16 protein-coding genes are annotated in these 14,027 nt (G+C 67.4%); 9 read left to right on the forward strand and 7 right to left on the reverse strand.

The features are described from left to right. Positions 1 to 134 precede the first annotated feature (134 nt). Entirely contained in the window at positions 135 to 1,313 is a 1,179-nt protein-coding gene (locus tag GQY20_RS05470) for a deoxyguanosinetriphosphate triphosphohydrolase (RefSeq protein WP_232475891.1), read from the forward strand. A gap of 45 nt (positions 1,314 to 1,358) precedes the next feature. On the opposite strand, the gene GQY20_RS05475 is transcribed toward GQY20_RS05470, so the two are convergent. Together GQY20_RS05475 and GQY20_RS05480 are read right to left on the reverse strand one after the other, a co-directional pair. After that, the gene (locus tag GQY20_RS05475) at positions 1,359 to 2,534 is read right to left on the reverse strand and encodes an aminotransferase class V-fold PLP-dependent enzyme (protein WP_157215974.1); all 1,176 of its coding nucleotides are present in this window, start codon (positions 2,532 to 2,534) and stop codon (positions 1,359 to 1,361) included. Between the two features lie 539 nt (positions 2,535 to 3,073). Continuing rightward, positions 3,074 to 3,352: an integration host factor subunit beta gene (locus tag GQY20_RS05480; RefSeq protein ID WP_157215975.1), complete on the reverse strand. Its 279-nt coding sequence runs from the start codon at positions 3,350 to 3,352 to the stop codon at positions 3,074 to 3,076. A 283-nt stretch (positions 3,353 to 3,635) separates the two neighbouring features. On the opposite strand from GQY20_RS05480, the gene GQY20_RS05485 reads away from it, so the two are divergent. Next, positions 3,636 to 4,010, forward strand: a complete 375-nt coding sequence (locus tag GQY20_RS05485; RefSeq protein WP_157215976.1) for a c-type cytochrome — start codon at positions 3,636 to 3,638, stop codon at positions 4,008 to 4,010. A gap of 96 nt (positions 4,011 to 4,106) precedes the next feature. Here the strand turns inward: GQY20_RS05485 and GQY20_RS05490 are convergent, their stop codons facing one another. From GQY20_RS05490 to GQY20_RS05505, 4 genes are all read right to left on the reverse strand, one after another. Next, entirely contained in the window at positions 4,107 to 4,988 is an 882-nt protein-coding gene (locus GQY20_RS05490) for a tyrosine recombinase XerC (protein WP_157216180.1), read from the reverse strand. 38 nt (positions 4,989 to 5,026) lie between these two features. Beyond that, positions 5,027 to 5,554, reverse strand: coding sequence for a DUF484 family protein (locus tag GQY20_RS05495; protein ID WP_232475892.1), 528 nt, complete (start codon positions 5,552 to 5,554; stop codon positions 5,027 to 5,029). A gap of 343 nt (positions 5,555 to 5,897) precedes the next feature. Continuing rightward, positions 5,898 to 6,551 carry a fructose-6-phosphate aldolase gene (gene fsa, locus GQY20_RS05500; RefSeq protein WP_157215978.1) on the reverse strand — a complete coding sequence of 218 codons (654 nt, stop codon included), beginning with the start codon at positions 6,549 to 6,551 and terminating at the stop codon, positions 5,898 to 5,900. Between the two features lie 146 nt (positions 6,552 to 6,697). Further along, positions 6,698 to 7,666, reverse strand: a complete 969-nt coding sequence (locus GQY20_RS05505) for a retropepsin-like aspartic protease (protein WP_157215979.1) — start codon at positions 7,664 to 7,666, stop codon at positions 6,698 to 6,700. A gap of 268 nt (positions 7,667 to 7,934) precedes the next feature. On the opposite strand from GQY20_RS05505, the gene GQY20_RS05510 reads away from it, so the two are divergent. Then, positions 7,935 to 8,108 (forward strand): hypothetical protein, encoded by a 174-nt coding sequence (locus GQY20_RS05510; RefSeq protein ID WP_157215980.1) that lies wholly within the window; start codon positions 7,935 to 7,937, stop codon positions 8,106 to 8,108. 26 nt (positions 8,109 to 8,134) lie between these two features. Here GQY20_RS05510 and GQY20_RS05515 read toward each other — a convergent pair whose 3' ends face one another. Beyond that, complete coding sequence (locus tag GQY20_RS05515; RefSeq protein ID WP_157215981.1) at positions 8,135 to 9,400, reverse strand: MFS transporter; 1,266 nt, start codon at positions 9,398 to 9,400, stop codon at positions 8,135 to 8,137. A 165-nt stretch (positions 9,401 to 9,565) separates the two neighbouring features. On the opposite strand from GQY20_RS05515, the gene pgsA reads away from it, so the two are divergent. The 6 genes from pgsA (at position 9,566) to GQY20_RS05545 (ending at position 13,829) form a co-directional block, all read left to right on the forward strand. Then, positions 9,566 to 10,129 carry a CDP-diacylglycerol--glycerol-3-phosphate 3-phosphatidyltransferase gene (pgsA, locus tag GQY20_RS05520; RefSeq protein WP_157215982.1) on the forward strand — a complete coding sequence of 188 codons (564 nt, stop codon included), beginning with the start codon at positions 9,566 to 9,568 and terminating at the stop codon, positions 10,127 to 10,129. Positions 10,130 to 10,136: 7 nt separating this feature from the next. Continuing rightward, positions 10,137 to 10,394: a molybdopterin converting factor subunit 1 gene (gene moaD, locus GQY20_RS05525; protein WP_157215983.1), complete on the forward strand. Its 258-nt coding sequence runs from the start codon at positions 10,137 to 10,139 to the stop codon at positions 10,392 to 10,394. Beyond that, a complete protein-coding gene (locus GQY20_RS05530) occupies positions 10,391 to 10,837 on the forward strand; it encodes a molybdenum cofactor biosynthesis protein MoaE (protein WP_157215984.1) in 447 nt (148 codons plus the stop codon). The genes moaD and GQY20_RS05530 overlap by 4 nt, the downstream gene beginning before the upstream one ends. Then, entirely contained in the window at positions 10,834 to 11,370 is a 537-nt protein-coding gene (locus GQY20_RS05535) for a sigma-70 family RNA polymerase sigma factor (RefSeq protein WP_157215985.1), read from the forward strand. The genes GQY20_RS05530 and GQY20_RS05535 overlap by 4 nt, the downstream gene beginning before the upstream one ends. Continuing rightward, positions 11,363 to 12,067, forward strand: a complete 705-nt coding sequence (locus GQY20_RS05540; protein WP_157215986.1) for an anti-sigma factor — start codon at positions 11,363 to 11,365, stop codon at positions 12,065 to 12,067. The genes GQY20_RS05535 and GQY20_RS05540 overlap by 8 nt, the downstream gene beginning before the upstream one ends. A 115-nt stretch (positions 12,068 to 12,182) precedes the next feature. Then, complete coding sequence (locus GQY20_RS05545; protein WP_157215987.1) at positions 12,183 to 13,829, forward strand: M28 family metallopeptidase; 1,647 nt, start codon at positions 12,183 to 12,185, stop codon at positions 13,827 to 13,829. Positions 13,830 to 14,027: the final 198 nt, after the last annotated feature.

The raw sequence follows: 14,027 nt of genomic DNA on the forward strand, positions 1-14,027 counted from the left end.
GCCGAGAGCGATGCCAGCTTCCGCTGGCATGACGGTTCAGATTTTACCGCCGATGTTCCAGGCTCTGCCGCGGAGCATGCGTGTTTGACGCCTTGAAATTCGCCGCGTGCTTGAAACCGCCATCATGAGCAGGCATGGCGCCGGCCATGCCGCATATGCTCGCGCCCTACGCCGCCGATCCCGCTCGCAGCCGGGGGCGTTTGCATGTCGAGCCTGGCGGTGAGACGCGGGGGCCGCGCGATGCCTTTCAGCGGGATCGCGATCGCATCATCCATTCCATCGCCTTCCGCCGGCTGCGCCACAAGACGCAAGTGTTCGTCGCGCCAGGCGGCGATCATTTCCGGGTTCGGCTGACGCACAGCCTGGAGGTGGCGCAGATCGGCCGCACCATGGCGCGTGCGCTGGCGCTCAACGAGGATCTCACCGAGGCGCTGTGCCTCGCGCATGATTTCGGCCATCCGCCCTTCGGCCATTCGGGCGAGGAGGCGCTGAGCGCGGCGATGGCCGATGCCGGCGGTTTCGATCACAATGCCCATACGCTGCGTATCCTGACCCACCTGGAATCGCCCTATCCGCGTTGGCAAGGACTCAATCTGAGCTGGGAGATGCTGGAGGGATTGGCCAAGCATAACGGCCCGGTCGCGGCGCCGGGCTGGGCGCTGCGCGAGGTGGATGCGGCCTTTCCGCTGGATCTCGACAACTGGCCGTCGCTCGAGGCGCAGATCGCCGCGGTGTCGGACGACATCGCCTATGACAATCACGATATCGATGACGGCCTGCGCGCCGGGCTGATCGATCTGGACGAGGTGCTGGAGCTGCCGTTGATCGCGCCGGGCTGGGCGACGGCGCGGGCGCGCTATCCCGATCTCGATCGCACGCGGCTGGTGCCCGAGCTGATCCGCGAGCAGATCGGCCGGATGGTCAACGACGTGCTGGAGGAAACCCGCCGCCGCATCGTGGAATCGGGCGTCGCCAGCGTGGACGAGGTGCGTGCCGCGGGGCGCCCGCTGGCCGGCTTCTCGCCGCAGATCGAGGCGGAGGAGAAGGAATTCACCCGCTTCATGTATGCCCGCCTCTATCATCACCCGGCGCAGCTCGCCGCCGGGGAGAAGGCGCATCGCGTGATTGCGGCGCTGGCCGAGGCCTATCGCGCCGATCCCGCGCTGATGCCCGAAGACTGGCGCCTACGTCTGCCCGAGGACCAACCGGCGCGCGCCCGCCACATCGCCGATTTCATCGCGGGCATGACCGACCGCTACGCCATTGCACGCTATCGCGAGATTATCGGCCCGATCGATCTCGGCGCGGCTTAGGGGGACTCCTTTCATCCTCCCCGTTCCGGGGAGGATGAAGGCGGGCTATCGTGCCAACCCTCCGCACAGCGCCACCAGCCGGTCGATCTCCGCCTCCTCGTTATAATAATGCGGCGAGGCGCGGATCAGGGTGGGCAGGCGTCGGGCCTCGGCGTCGAGGCGGGTGCTGGCGGGATCGGAGACGCCGATGGTGATGCCGGCGGCGTCCGCGGCGCGCACCGCGGCGTCGGCGTCGACGCCATCGATGGTGAAGCTGACGATCGCGCAGGGGTGAGTGCCGAGATCGCGCAGCCGTACGCCCGGGATCGCGGCGAGCCCCGCGCGCAGCCGATCGGAGAGCAGGGCGCAGCGATCGGCGATCGCCTCCAGGCCGATGGCGCGGGCATAGTCGATCGCGGCGGCGAGGCCGAGCCGATCGGCGATGTTGCTTTCCCACGGCTCGAAGCGGCGGGCATCGTCGCGCAGCCGGTAGCTGTCGTGCGTCACCCAGGGCGCACCGGCATGGTCGATCATCGCCGGCTCGGTGCGATCGAGCAGGGCACGGCGCATGTAGAGGAAGCCGGTGCCGCGCGGCCCGCGCAGGAATTTGCGGCCGGTGGCGGTCAGCATGTCGCAGCCGATCGCCTCGACGTCCACCGGCATCTGGCCGACCGCCTGACAGGCGTCGAGAAGATAGGGGATGCCTTGCGCCTGCGCGATCCGGCCGACGGCGGCGGCGGGATTGACCAGCCCGCCGTTGGTCGGAACCCAAGTGATCGCGATCAGCTTCACGCGATCGTCGATCATCGCCTCCAGCGCGGCGACGTCGAGCGCGCCGTCCGCATCGCTGGGGATGACGTCGATCACCGCGCCGGTGCGCCTGGCGACCTGCAGGAAGGCGACGTAGTTGGCGCCATATTCGGCCTCGGCGGTGAGGATGCGGTCGCCGGGGCCGAAGGGCAGGCTGTAGAAGGCGCGCTGCCAGGCGACGGTCGCGCTTTCGGCCAGGGCGATCTCGTCCGGCGCCGCGTTCAGCAGTGCGGCGACGGAGCGATAAAGCCCCTCGATACGATCCGCGACCCGCGCCGCAGCGGCATAGCCGCCGATCTGCGCCTCCAGATCGATATGGGCCTTCACCGCGTCGATCACCGGCCGGGGCATCAGCGCGGCGCCGGCATTGTGCAGATAGGCACGCGGCCCGCAGCCGGGCGTCTCCGAACGGAGGCGCTCGATGTCGATCATGAGGTGTCTCCCGTTGTAGGCGGATTGCGAGGTTCGAAGGGTTTCTATGGCGTCATCCTCGCCACAGGGGGAGGATGAAAAACGACATCCCCGAACCTGCGAGGATAACCAGGGCGACGGATGTCGCCGCCGGCGCCTGAGGCAAGACGAAAAATGGTGCGGGCGGGGGGACTCGAACCCCCACAGGCTTTCGCCTTACGGATTTTCTTACCTGCTACGGCTTTCGCCGCCGCCCCGAAATCCGAAGCGTTTGGGGTCTGGACTATCCCTTCACCATGCGCCGGGGTGCCGGCGTTTAGGTGCTGCCCGTCTAGTCTCTACACCTTCCCGTTGCCGGGCTTGGCTCGGGATTCCCAGAGGAAGGGTTCCCCGACTTTGAGCAGTTCTGCACCGCGGGTTTCCCCACGGGCACTCAGTGTTCGGCCTAAGTCCGTTGCGTCTACCGATTTCGCCACGCCCGCACGGCCGAGGCAGGGCTATAGAGCGCTGCGATGGCACCGCCAAGCATCGATCGGAAGCTGCGCGCGTCGAACCGGCTTTCAGACGTTGAGGCGCGCCCGCATTTCCTTGCCGGGCTTGAAATATGGCACGCTCTTGGCGTCGACCTCGACGGGATCGCCGGTACGTGGATTGCGGCCCGTTCGCGCCGTGCGCGAACGCGTCGAGAACGCGCCGAAGCCGCGCAGCTCGACCCGGCCCCCCTCGGCCAGCTGCGCGTTGATCGCCTCGAAGAACGTGCTCACCACCCTCTCGACCTCTTTCAACGAAAGGTCGGGATTCTGCTTCGCCAGCATTGCTACCAATTCGGAACGGATCATGGCTTCCCCTTCGTCAGTCCGACACACGACCGCTTGGTTGCTCGATGAGACAGACAGCCGAAGCTGGAGTTTCCGTCTCCTCCCTTCGCTCTTAGGTTTTCATGCGACCGTTATATCAGCTGCCCTCTCAGCTGCTCTTTACATAAATCAATCTCACGTTACGGGTCCATAACGCAACAGTCGTATAGCCGTTTTGAGGCGGCGCTTGCGCCGGACCGCCCCATTCAATAGCTGTTCAGCGATCAACGCTCAGAAACACATACGTAAATGTTCGGAGAATCGAATGGGCCGCTTTCTTTTGGTGACGAGTGCCGCACTGTTGGCCGCCGGATTCGCCGGGTCCGCGAATGCCGCGCCCGTCGCCAAGCCGGGCAGCTTTGCGATGTGCGGCGTCTGCCACAAGGTGGACGAAGGCGCGCCCAATGGCGTCGGGCCGAATCTGTGGGGCATCGGCGACCGTAAGGCGGGCACGGTGGCAGGCTACAGCTATTCGCCGGCCATGCAGAAGGCGGGCATAAGCTGGACGCGGGACAAGCTGATCGCCTTCATCAGCGATCCGCGCGGCGTCGTTCCGGGCACGAAAATGGCTTATGCCGGCCAGAAGGATCCGAAGCAGGCCGCTGCGATCGCCGACTATCTGCTTTCGCTCAAGAAATAAGCGATCGCGAGCGCGCCTTCCCCTCCCGCCCGCGGAAGGGGAGACGCCTGCCGCGATGCTATGCGATCACCCTGCTCTGCGGGACGAGCGGCGGTATCACGCGCGCGGATGGGCGTTGCGATATACGTCGAGCAGGTGCGCGGCGTCGACGGCCGTGTAGATCTGCGTGGAGGACAGGCTGGCATGGCCCAGCAGTTCCTGCAGCGAGCGCAGGTCCGCCCCACGGCCGAGCAGGTGCGTCGCGAAGCTGTGGCGCAGGGCGTGCGGAGTAGTTCTTTCGGACAGGCCCAGCCGCGCCCTGGCGCCCCGTACCGCGCGGCGCACCAGATCGGCCGAAAGCGGGCCGCCGCGCGCGCCGCGGAACAAGGGGGCGCCGCGTTCCATCGGCCAGGGGCATTGCCGCACATAATCGTCGATCGCGGCGCGCACCGGCGCCAGCAGCGGCACGATGCGCGTCTTGGCGCGCTTGCCGGTGACGCGCATCGACTCGCCCAGCGGTAATATCTCCCCTGTGAGACCCATCGCCTCCCCGACGCGTAAGCCCGCGCCATAGAGCAGCAGCAGCACCGCCAGGTCGCGCGCGGCGATCCATGGCGCGGAGGCGGATTCGGCCGCGTCCTCGGCCAGCGCGACGGCTTCGTCGGGCGATACCGGGCGCGGCACGCCGCGTTTCACGCGGGGGCCCTTGAGCCGGGGCAGGGATTGTCCTTCGCCCAGCGCGAAGGCGAGGAAGCCGCGCACCGCCGACAGCTCGCGCGCGGCGGACGTGTTGCCGATGCCGTCTCCGCGCCGCTCGGCGAGATAGGCGCGCAGATCCGCGGGCTCGACGGCGGCGAGCATCGCCGCGTCCACCGCCGCGCCGCGGTGGCGGCCGAGAAAGCCGATCAACCGGTGCGCGGTGGCGACATAGGCGCGCGCGGTATGATCCGACCGGCGGCGATCATGGCGCAGATGCTTGTCCCACCGTATGACGATCAGGCGCGCGGGATGATCGTCGAGCGAGGGTCGGGCGGGGGTCAGGGAAGCAGCCACCGCCCCATCATCCGCGTCGTTACGCGGCCAAGGAAGAGCAGCAGCTCCGATCCGTGCCGGGTTTCGAACCCCTGGGCGCGGCGCTGGCCGAGCGCGAGCAGGCCGGAGGGCAGGGGCGCCTCGCCATCGAGGCGGATGAGCGCCTCGGTGCGAATCAGCTCGGATGCGGGGCCGAACAGCGGATGGCCGCGCTCGACGCCGCGCAGCACCACCCCCTCTATCCCGGCGATCGCCCGTTCGATCATCCGGCTCTCGACGAACTGGAGGCCGGACATGTCCGCGCGGATCCCCTTGTCTCCGACGAAGAGGGCGAGCGCGACCGCATCCACGCCGAGCACGTCCGGCCAGTGATGGGTGATGATGTGGATGAGATGATCCAGCCCCTCGGCATCCACCGCCGCTATCACCGCCTCATGGATCGCCGAGACGGCGCCGCTATGGCCGCGGGCGAAAGCGATCAGATCCTGATTCGCTTCCTCGACCTCGGCAACGCGCCGACGCAGCGACGCCATCGCCCGGTCCTCGAAGTCGATCACCTTGCCCATGGACGGAAGTGTAGCGCAGGATGGTTAAAATGCCATGGCGCAGCGCAAAATTTCGAGGCGGGCGCGGTCGCCTCGGGAAGGGGGGACGGGTTCGTCTCCCCTCCTCGCAGGGCCGCGGCATTGACGCATCGTCGATAGGAAGTTTTGTGCTTCGTCACCCAGCGGAAGCCGGGGTCGCTCTCCACTGTCGTCCGGCCGCCTGCCGAGAGTGATGCCAGCTTCCGCTGGCATGACCCAAAGGAGGAAAGCGCGACCGAACCGAAGCGTGAATCCGACAGAGTATCGCGGGCGGGGAGCCGGGACGGTCCTCTCAGCCGATGGCCTGGCCGGTCTTCTGCCAGTCGGCGAGGAAGGCGGCGATGCCGTTGTCGGTCAGCGGATGCTTGAAAAGCTGGCGGATCACCGCCGGCGGGGCGGTCATTACGTCGGCACCGATCTTCGCGCTCTGCAGCACATGGATCGGATGGCGGACGCTGGCGACGAGGATCTCGGTATCGAAACCGTAATTGTCATAGATCAGGCGGATGTCGGAGATCAGCTCCATGCCGTCGAAGCCGACATCGTCGTGGCGGCCGACGAAGGGCGAGATGAAGGTGGCGCCGGCCTTGGCGGCGAGCAGCGCCTGGTTGGCCGAGAAGCAGAGCGTGACGTTCACCATGGCGCCGTCGCCGGTCAGCGCCTTGCAGGTCTTGAGCCCGTCGACGGTGAGCGGCACCTTTACGCAGACATTGTCGGCGATCTTCCGGAGGATCGCGGCTTCCTTCATCATCCCCTCATGGTCGAGCGCGACCACCTCGGCAGAGACCGGCCCTTCGACCAGGCCGCAAATCTCCTCGACCACCTCGAGGAACTTGCGGCCCGACTTGTGGATCAGCGAGGGGTTGGTGGTGACGCCGTCGAGCAGCCCGGTGGCGGCGAGATCCGCGATCTCCTTGGTGTCGGCGGTGTCGACGAAGAATTTCATGAAAGTCCCTTTCCGATTCGTTGGCCGCCCTATAGCGGCCTCGCCTCCGCGAGGGCAGCGCGGAGTGGCCGGATGTCTGCCGCATGCTCCTCATCGGAAATGAGGAGGGGGCGTCCGCAGGACGGCGGAGGGGCGTTCGCGCCCTTTTACAGTGCCGCGAGCCGGGTGCCGGGCAGCTTCGCGCCCGGCGTCGGCAGCAGGAAGCGCACCCGCTTGTTGGCGAAATCGACGGAAACGCGGTCGAAGGTGCGCAGCACGTCCATGCCGAGCAGCAGCGCCGGCCGGCCGGTGAGGCCGAGCGCGTGGAACGGCTTGGCGTCGGCGAAGGCAATCGGCATGTTGTTCACCGTGATGCCGCCGACGCGGACATGCTGCACCTGCGTGTAGACGGCGGGAATCTCGCGGCCCATCACGCTGATGAGATTGATCCGCTGCAGCGATCCGATCGCGTTCGAGCGGGAGAGGCGGCTGCGCAGCGCGGCATTGCCGATGGTGGTCTGGGACCCCGTGTCGATGATCACCGCGACGCTCTCTCCGTCGACATCGGCATCCACCAGGATGAGCTGGCCGAATCGCCGACGGGCGCGCACCACGATCTCGTCGGTCGCGCGGACCTCGGGCTGGTCGGCATCGACGATCGTCATCTGGCGCGCGCGGAAGTCCATCACCACCCGCTTGGCGGCGAGGCTGTCTATGCCGAGCAGGCCCTGCGCGCTCAGGTCCGATTCGGCGAGCATCGGCGCGCGTATGTCCTCCATCCGGTCGGCGCTGAGCTGCAGGCCGGGGACGATCGCGGTGGGCACCTGATCGACGCCGCCCATGCTCAGCATGGTCACCGGCCCACCCGGCTTCAGCGCCAGCGCCCCGGCGAGCTCGCGGGAGATCACGGTGCGATCCGCGCCCGTATCGACGACAAAATGATAAGGACCCTTGCCATCGATGCTGACGGGCACGGTAATGCGGTTCACGGCATCATTGCGGGTCGCCAATATCTGCTCGGAAGCGGCGACCGGGGAGAGCTTCGGCGGCGCGGCGGGGGGCCGAAACGACCAGCCTGCCGTAGCGGAAAGAAGGAATATCGATCCGATCGGAACGGCCCGTGGCAGGCTGCGCATCCGGCGTCTCCTCGCCTCTTCTGGAGGCGCCGAGTCTACGCTTCCTGCCCGCCTGCAACAAGCGGCCGGCTCAACCGATATACGCAATTATTTCCACTATGACGCAGGACATGACACTATGCGTAGGGGCAAGTGTCGGCTATCAATACAAAATGTAACATTGTTCATCGTCTAGAAAGCCTTTCTTGCCCATTGTCCAATACAGGGGACATTGCAAAGGCCGCCCAGGAATCGTGGGGTTTCCGGGGCGCATGCGGGGGAGTCCCTAATGTCGAATGTTCCTGCCGAAGTTCTTCAACAAGCGGCGATGGCGCTCAAGCTGTCGGCCGAGAAGCAGAATGTCTATGTGAGCCTCAATCGGGCGACCTTGATCGTCCGTCCCACCCTGGAAGCGGTGTGGCCGATGCTCGACGTGCAGCGGGAAGATCCGCTGCACGCCTGATCGGGATCATGTTTTTGGTGGGTCCTTCAGTCGCAAGCCTTGTGTAGGCGCCACGCCATCGCCGCGGCGCCTACACTTGCGATTGCCACGAACAGCAGCGTGTCGGCCACCGACACGCCGATATGCACCAGCACGAACAGGATCGCCGCCGCCACCACCATGGCGGCCGAGTTGACGATGTTGTTCGCCGCCACCGTCCGGCCGGTCTGCGCCTTGGAAACGGTGGTGGTCAGGAAGGCGTAGAGCGGCACCACGAACATTCCGCCCGATACGGCGACACCGAACAGGTCGATCAGGACATGCTGGGCACCGGGCATCTGGATGAAGTGCGCGAAATCGACGAGATCGTCGCCAGGCACGGGCCAGCCCTTCACCACCCGGTAGAGATCGAGCACGAACAGCCCCATCACGATCGCCGAGATCGGCGCGAAGCGGGCCGAGACGGTGCCGTTTAGCAAGCGGTTGATCGCCACCGATCCCAGCGCGACACCCACCGAGAAGACCGAAAGGAAGAGCGTTGCGACATGCGCGTCGGCACCCAGCACATTCTTGACCAGCGGCGGGAATTGCGCGGCCAGGATCGCGCCCTGGCCCCAGAAGACGCTGATCGCGATGATCGCGCGGAAGAGCCGCGGCACATGCATCGTCGAGGAGACGAGATGGATCGAGGAGCGCAGGATGTGGAAATCGACGCCCGCGTCACGCGTGTCCGGCGGTGCATCCGGCACCTGCTGGCCGCAGATCCGGCCGATCACCGCGATCAGCAGCACGAGTATCGCCGCCGTCTGCGTCGGGATCACGCCGCCCAGGATGGTGCCCGTCAGGATTGCGCAATAAGTGCCCGCCTCGACCAGGCCGGTGCCGCCGAGCACCTCGTCCCCCTCCAGATGCTGGGGCAGGATCGCATATTTGATCGGGCCGAAGAAGGTGGAGTGCACGCCCATGCAAAACAGGGCGGCGAGCATCAGCGGCACGGAATGGAGCAGCAGCCCCGCGGCGCCGGCCGTCATGATGAAGATCTCCGCCGTCTTCACGATGCGGATGATGCGCGACTTGTCGTGACAGTCGGCAAGCTGGCCGGAAACGGCGGAAAGCAACAGGAAGGGCAGGATGAACAGGCCGCCCGCCAGCGCATTGAACTGCGCCTCCCGGGTTTCGTCCGAATAGATGCCGTAGGTGACGAGAATCACCATGGCGGTCTTGTACAGATTGTCGTTGAACGCGTTCAGGAACTGGGTCGCGAACAGCGGCAGGAAACGCCGCTGGGCGAGGAGCCGGACGGATGCGTGCATGGAGTGGGCGTTGCTCTCGTGGCTTCTCTGTCCGGCCGGGCCATAGCGCAGCCTCTATGCCAAGGTCAAAGTCGTTGGTTTACGTCCTGATTACGCAGGGAAGCGATTCCGGCCATAGCGGAGGTGGTTCAATCGTCGTCGATCCTGTTCTAGGTTGCGCATTCCATGCTGACCTTGCCCAACATCCTGACGCTTTCGCGCATCGTCGCCGTGCCGCTGCTGGTGGCCCTGCTCTGGCAACCCGTCTGGCTGGGGCCGCCCTGGCTCGGCTATATGCTGGCCTTCGCGCTCTATGCGCTGATGGCCATCACGGACTATTTCGACGGTTATCTCGCCCGCGCGCAAGGCACGGTGAGCAAGCTCGGCATCTTCCTCGATCCGATCGCGGACAAGATCATGGTCGCCGCGGTGATCCTGATGCTGGTCGCGACGCAGGACATTCAGGGCTGGCACGTGGTCGCCGCGCTGGTGATCCTGCTGCGCGAGATCGCGGTTTCGGGCCTACGCGAATTCCTCGCGGAAGTGCGCGTCTCGCTGCCGGTGAGCCGACTGGCCAAGTGGAAGACGACCTTCCAGCTCGTCTCGCTCGGCGCGCTGATCCTCGCCGGAGCGCTGACCGGATGGCCGCTGGTCAAGGCGGTCGGCCTGGTCAGCCTGTGGCTGGCGGCAGCTCTTACCTTGGTGACCGGATGGGATTATCTTCGCGTCGGCATAAAGCACATGGACTGAAGAGCTGATGCCCCTCGAGCTTCTCTATTTCGCCTGGGTCCGCGAGGCCATTGGCAAGGGTGGTGAATCCGTCCTGTGTCCCGACGGCATCGATACGGTCGATTCGCTGATCGGCTGGCTCGCCCAGCGCGGCGGCGGCTATGCCGAGGCCTTCGCGGATCGCGCCCGGTTGCGCGCCGCGGTCGACCAGGCGTTCGTGCCGCTCGACGCGTCGATCGTCGGCGCGCGCGAAGTGGCGCTGTTTCCGCCGGTGACGGGCGGATGATTTCGGTCCGCATCCAGGAGGGGGATTTCGATCCCGGCGCCGAGCTGGCCCGGCTCGAAGGCCTCGGCGGCGGCGCGCTCGCCAGCTTCATCGGGCTGGTGCGCAGCGACGGCGGCCTGATCGACATGGAGCTGGAACATTATCCCGGCATGACGCTGAAGGCGGTCGAGGCGATCGTCGCCGAGGCGGTGCACCGCTGGCCGCTGCTCGGCGTGGGCGTGATCCACCGCCACGGCCGGCTCAAGGTGGGCGATCGCATCGTCTTCGTCGGCGTCACCTCGCCGCGCCGCGCCGCCGCGCTGGAGGCCTGCGCCTTCCTGATCGACTGGCTGAAGACCGGCGCGCCCTTCTGGAAGCGGGAGCGATTCGCCGATGGCCGCGCGCGCTGGGTGGAAGCCTGCGCGTCGGACGACGCCGCGGTGGCGCGCTGGGTGGAGGCGTGAGCGGCGCGCCCTCGCTCGAGGAGTTGCTGGTGGCGACCGGGGAGGGGGACAGGGCGGCGTTCCGTGCCCTCTACGAACGCACCTCGGCGAAACTTTACGGCATCATCCTCCGTATCTTGCCCGACAGGCAGCAGGCCGAGGACGCGATGCAGGACGGCTATGTGCGGATCTGGCGCAACGCCGCCGGCTATGATGCCGCGCGCGGCCGCCCGATCACCTGGCTCGCCGCGATCGCGCGCAACGCCGCGATCGACGCGCGCCGCGTGCAGGCGGCGCGCGGCGGCGATCGCCATGCCCCGCTCGAACCCGAGCTGCTGATCGCCCGGCCCGAGGGCGCCTCGGCCGAACTGCTCGCCGCGCTTGCCGCCTGTCTCGGCCGGCTGGAAGAGGGACTGCGCGATCTGATCCTCGCCGCCTATGTCCATGGCGACAGCCGCGAGGAGCTGGCCGGACGGCTGGGCAAGCCGACCGGCACGATCAAGACCTGGCTGCACCGCGGCCTCGCCTCGCTGAAGACCTGCCTCGATGGCTGAGCATCCCGATCTCGACGCCGCCGAGTTCGTGCTCGGCACGCTGGATGCAGAGGAGCGGCGCGCCTTTCTGCTCCGCCTCGCGCGCGAGCCGGAGCAGGCCGCCGCGGTCGCCGCCTGGCGCGAGCGGCTGATGCCGCTCGGCCTCGCCGCGCCCGAGGTGGCGCCACCCGACGCGGTGTGGATGCGGATAGAGCGGGCGATCGGCGATGCGCCGCCCGCCGCGGCCGCCGTTCCGCCGGCCGCGAACGACAATCGTCGCCTCGCCCGATGGCGTGCCGGCACGCTGGCCGCCTCGCTGCTCGCGCTCGTCATGGCCGGCGTCGCGATGCGGCCGCAGCAGCCGGCCGAGCCGATGATGCACGGCTCGGTCGCCGCGCTGACCGAGCAGGGCGGCGCGCCCGCGGTGCTCGTCGCCTATGACCGGACGCGCCAGATGCTGAAGGTGGTGCCGATGGCGATGGCGCCCGAGGCGGGGCGCAGCCTCCAGCTCTGGCTGGTCGCCGGCAAGGCGGCGCCGGAATCGGTGGGCATGCTGAGCCCGGGCATGGCCCCGATGCGGCGCCACATGCCGCTGGATCCGGCCGCCGGCCTCGTCTTCCTCGTTTCGGTCGAGCCGATGGGCGGGTCGCCGACCGGCCAGCCCACCGGCCGCATCGCCTGGTCGGGCAAGATGATGCCGATGGCGCCGGAGACCTGAGCGGGGCGAGGGCGAGCGGGAGAGGGCTTCAGCCGCGCCTATGGACCAAGCCGCCGCTTGCCAGCGGGGCTGCAAGCTGTACTGTCCGGCTATCACACCTGGTACGGACCCCCGCATGCGCCTGTCTCCCTTCGCCGGCCTCGGCCTGCTTCTCGCCTCGATTCCCGCTCTGGCCGCGCCTGTCGTGGTGCCGGATTTCTCCGCCGACGCCTTCCGGGCGCATGTCGCCTTCCTGGCTGACGATCTGCTGGAGGGCCGCGACACCGGATCGCGCGGCCATCGCATCGCCGCTGCCTATGTCGCATCCGAGTTCGAGGCGCTGGGCCTGAAGCCGGGCGGCGAGCAGGGCAGCTGGTATCAGGAGGTGCCGTTCCGCTCCGCGACGCTCGGCGGTCCGGCGCCAAAGGTCGCCATCTCCGGCCCGCGCGGTACGAAGAGCTGGACCAACGGCACGGGCGTGCTGGTCCGCCCGAGCGTTGCCGAGACGCAGCAGGACGTGTCTGCACCGGTGGTGTTCGTCGGCTATGGCATCGACGCGCCCGCGCAGGGCATGAACGATTATGCCGGGCTGGACGTGCGCGGCAAGATCGTCGCCGTGCTCGCCGGCACGCCCGCGCGCCTGCCGAGCGAGCTCGCCGCCCATTTCGGCGACGAGAAGGCGGTGATGGCCGAGCGGCGCGGCGCGATCGGCATCGTCACACTGCCGACCGATCAGTCCGACAAGGCATTCCCCTTCGCCAAGAGGCTGCAATATATCGATACGCCCTCGCTCACCTGGATAGGGAAGGACGGTCGGCCCTATCAGGAGGCGCCGAAGGTAGTGATCGGCGCGGCCTTGGACGTGCCGGTCGCCGAGGCGCTGTTTGCCGGCGCCGCGCGCAGCTATGCCGACGTCCGCGCCGAGGCGGCGAAGGGCCGACAGCCGCGCGGCCTGGCGCTCAAGACCACGCTGCGCGTCACCCGCATCAGCATCCATCAGCGGATCGACAGCCCTGAAGTGGCGGCGATCCTGCCGGGGAGCGATCCCAAGCTGGCCGGCGAATATGTCGTGCTGATGGCGCATCTCGATCATCTCGGTATCAAGAAGGACGCCAAGCCGGGCGAGGATGCCATCTATAACGGCGCGCTGGACAATGCTGCCGGCGTCTCGACCATGCTTGAGGTCGCCCGCGCGCTGGCGACCTCGCCGGAAAAGCCGCGCCGCTCGGTGATGTTCATCGCCAACACCGCGGAGGAGAAAGGGCTGCTCGGCGCCGATTATTTCGCGCACAACCCCACCGTGCCGATCGGCAGCATCGTCGGCCTCGTCGATCTCGACATGCCGCTGCTGCTCTATCCCTTTCAGGACGTGATCGCCTTCGGTGCGGATCATGCCACGGTGGCCGAGACGGTGGCGAAGGCCGCGGGCGAGATGGGCGTGAAGCTCTCCCCCGATCCGATGCCGGAACAGGGCATCTTCACTCGGTCCGACCATTATATGTTCGTGCGCCAGGGCGTGCCGGCGATCATGCTGGCGACCGGCTTCGCCAATGGCGGCGACAAGGCGTGGGGCGGCTTCCTGTCGGGCAATTACCATTCGGTGCGCGACGATATGAGCCAGCCGATCCTGTGGGATCAGGGCGCCCGCTTCGCGAAGCTCAACTACCTGATCACGCGCGACCTAGCCGACGCCGATGCGCGCCCGCAATGGTATAAGGGTGACTATTTCGGCAACCTCTACGCGCCCGGCGCGGCCAAGGCGGACGCGCCGAAGGGGAAATAGCCCTTCTTCATCCTCCCCGGAACGGGGAGGGGGACCGCCGAAGGCGGTGGAGGGGCGAACCGCTCTCAAGCAATGATGCGCGTGCGGTTAGCGGGGGCCCCTCCACCGCGCTACGCGCGGTCCCCCTCCCCCTGCGGGGGAGGAGGTATAAAGGCACGTACCGCGCGACATGGTTGCCGCAGCGCCCGCGCATCGCTA

This window comes from Flavisphingomonas formosensis (assembly GCF_009755815.1).
Lineage (GTDB): Bacteria > Pseudomonadota > Alphaproteobacteria > Sphingomonadales > Sphingomonadaceae > Flavisphingomonas > Flavisphingomonas formosensis.

Excerpts from the sequence above, each read along its gene's own strand:
- GQY20_RS05470 (WP_232475891.1), top strand. The coding sequence starts at position 135 with ATGGCGCCGGCCATGCCGCATATGCTCGCGCCCTACGCCGCCGATCCC.
- GQY20_RS05475 (WP_157215974.1), bottom strand. The coding sequence starts at position 2,534 with ATGATCGACATCGAGCGCCTCCGTTCGGAGACGCCCGGCTGCGGGCCG.
- GQY20_RS05480 (WP_157215975.1), bottom strand. The coding sequence starts at position 3,352 with ATGATCCGTTCCGAATTGGTAGCAATGCTGGCGAAGCAGAATCCCGAC.
- GQY20_RS05485 (WP_157215976.1), top strand. The coding sequence starts at position 3,636 with ATGGGCCGCTTTCTTTTGGTGACGAGTGCCGCACTGTTGGCCGCCGGA.
- GQY20_RS05495 (WP_232475892.1), bottom strand. The coding sequence starts at position 5,554 with ATGGCGTCGCTGCGTCGGCGCGTTGCCGAGGTCGAGGAAGCGAATCAG.
- fsa (WP_157215978.1), bottom strand. The coding sequence starts at position 6,551 with ATGAAATTCTTCGTCGACACCGCCGACACCAAGGAGATCGCGGATCTC.
- GQY20_RS05505 (WP_157215979.1), bottom strand. The coding sequence starts at position 7,666 with ATGCGCAGCCTGCCACGGGCCGTTCCGATCGGATCGATATTCCTTCTT.
- GQY20_RS05510 (WP_157215980.1), top strand. The coding sequence starts at position 7,935 with ATGTCGAATGTTCCTGCCGAAGTTCTTCAACAAGCGGCGATGGCGCTC.
- GQY20_RS05515 (WP_157215981.1), bottom strand. The coding sequence starts at position 9,400 with ATGCACGCATCCGTCCGGCTCCTCGCCCAGCGGCGTTTCCTGCCGCTG.
- pgsA (WP_157215982.1), top strand. The coding sequence starts at position 9,566 with ATGCTGACCTTGCCCAACATCCTGACGCTTTCGCGCATCGTCGCCGTG.
- moaD (WP_157215983.1), top strand. The coding sequence starts at position 10,137 with ATGCCCCTCGAGCTTCTCTATTTCGCCTGGGTCCGCGAGGCCATTGGC.
- GQY20_RS05530 (WP_157215984.1), top strand. The coding sequence starts at position 10,391 with ATGATTTCGGTCCGCATCCAGGAGGGGGATTTCGATCCCGGCGCCGAG.
- GQY20_RS05540 (WP_157215986.1), top strand. The coding sequence starts at position 11,363 with ATGGCTGAGCATCCCGATCTCGACGCCGCCGAGTTCGTGCTCGGCACG.
- GQY20_RS05545 (WP_157215987.1), top strand. The coding sequence starts at position 12,183 with ATGCGCCTGTCTCCCTTCGCCGGCCTCGGCCTGCTTCTCGCCTCGATT.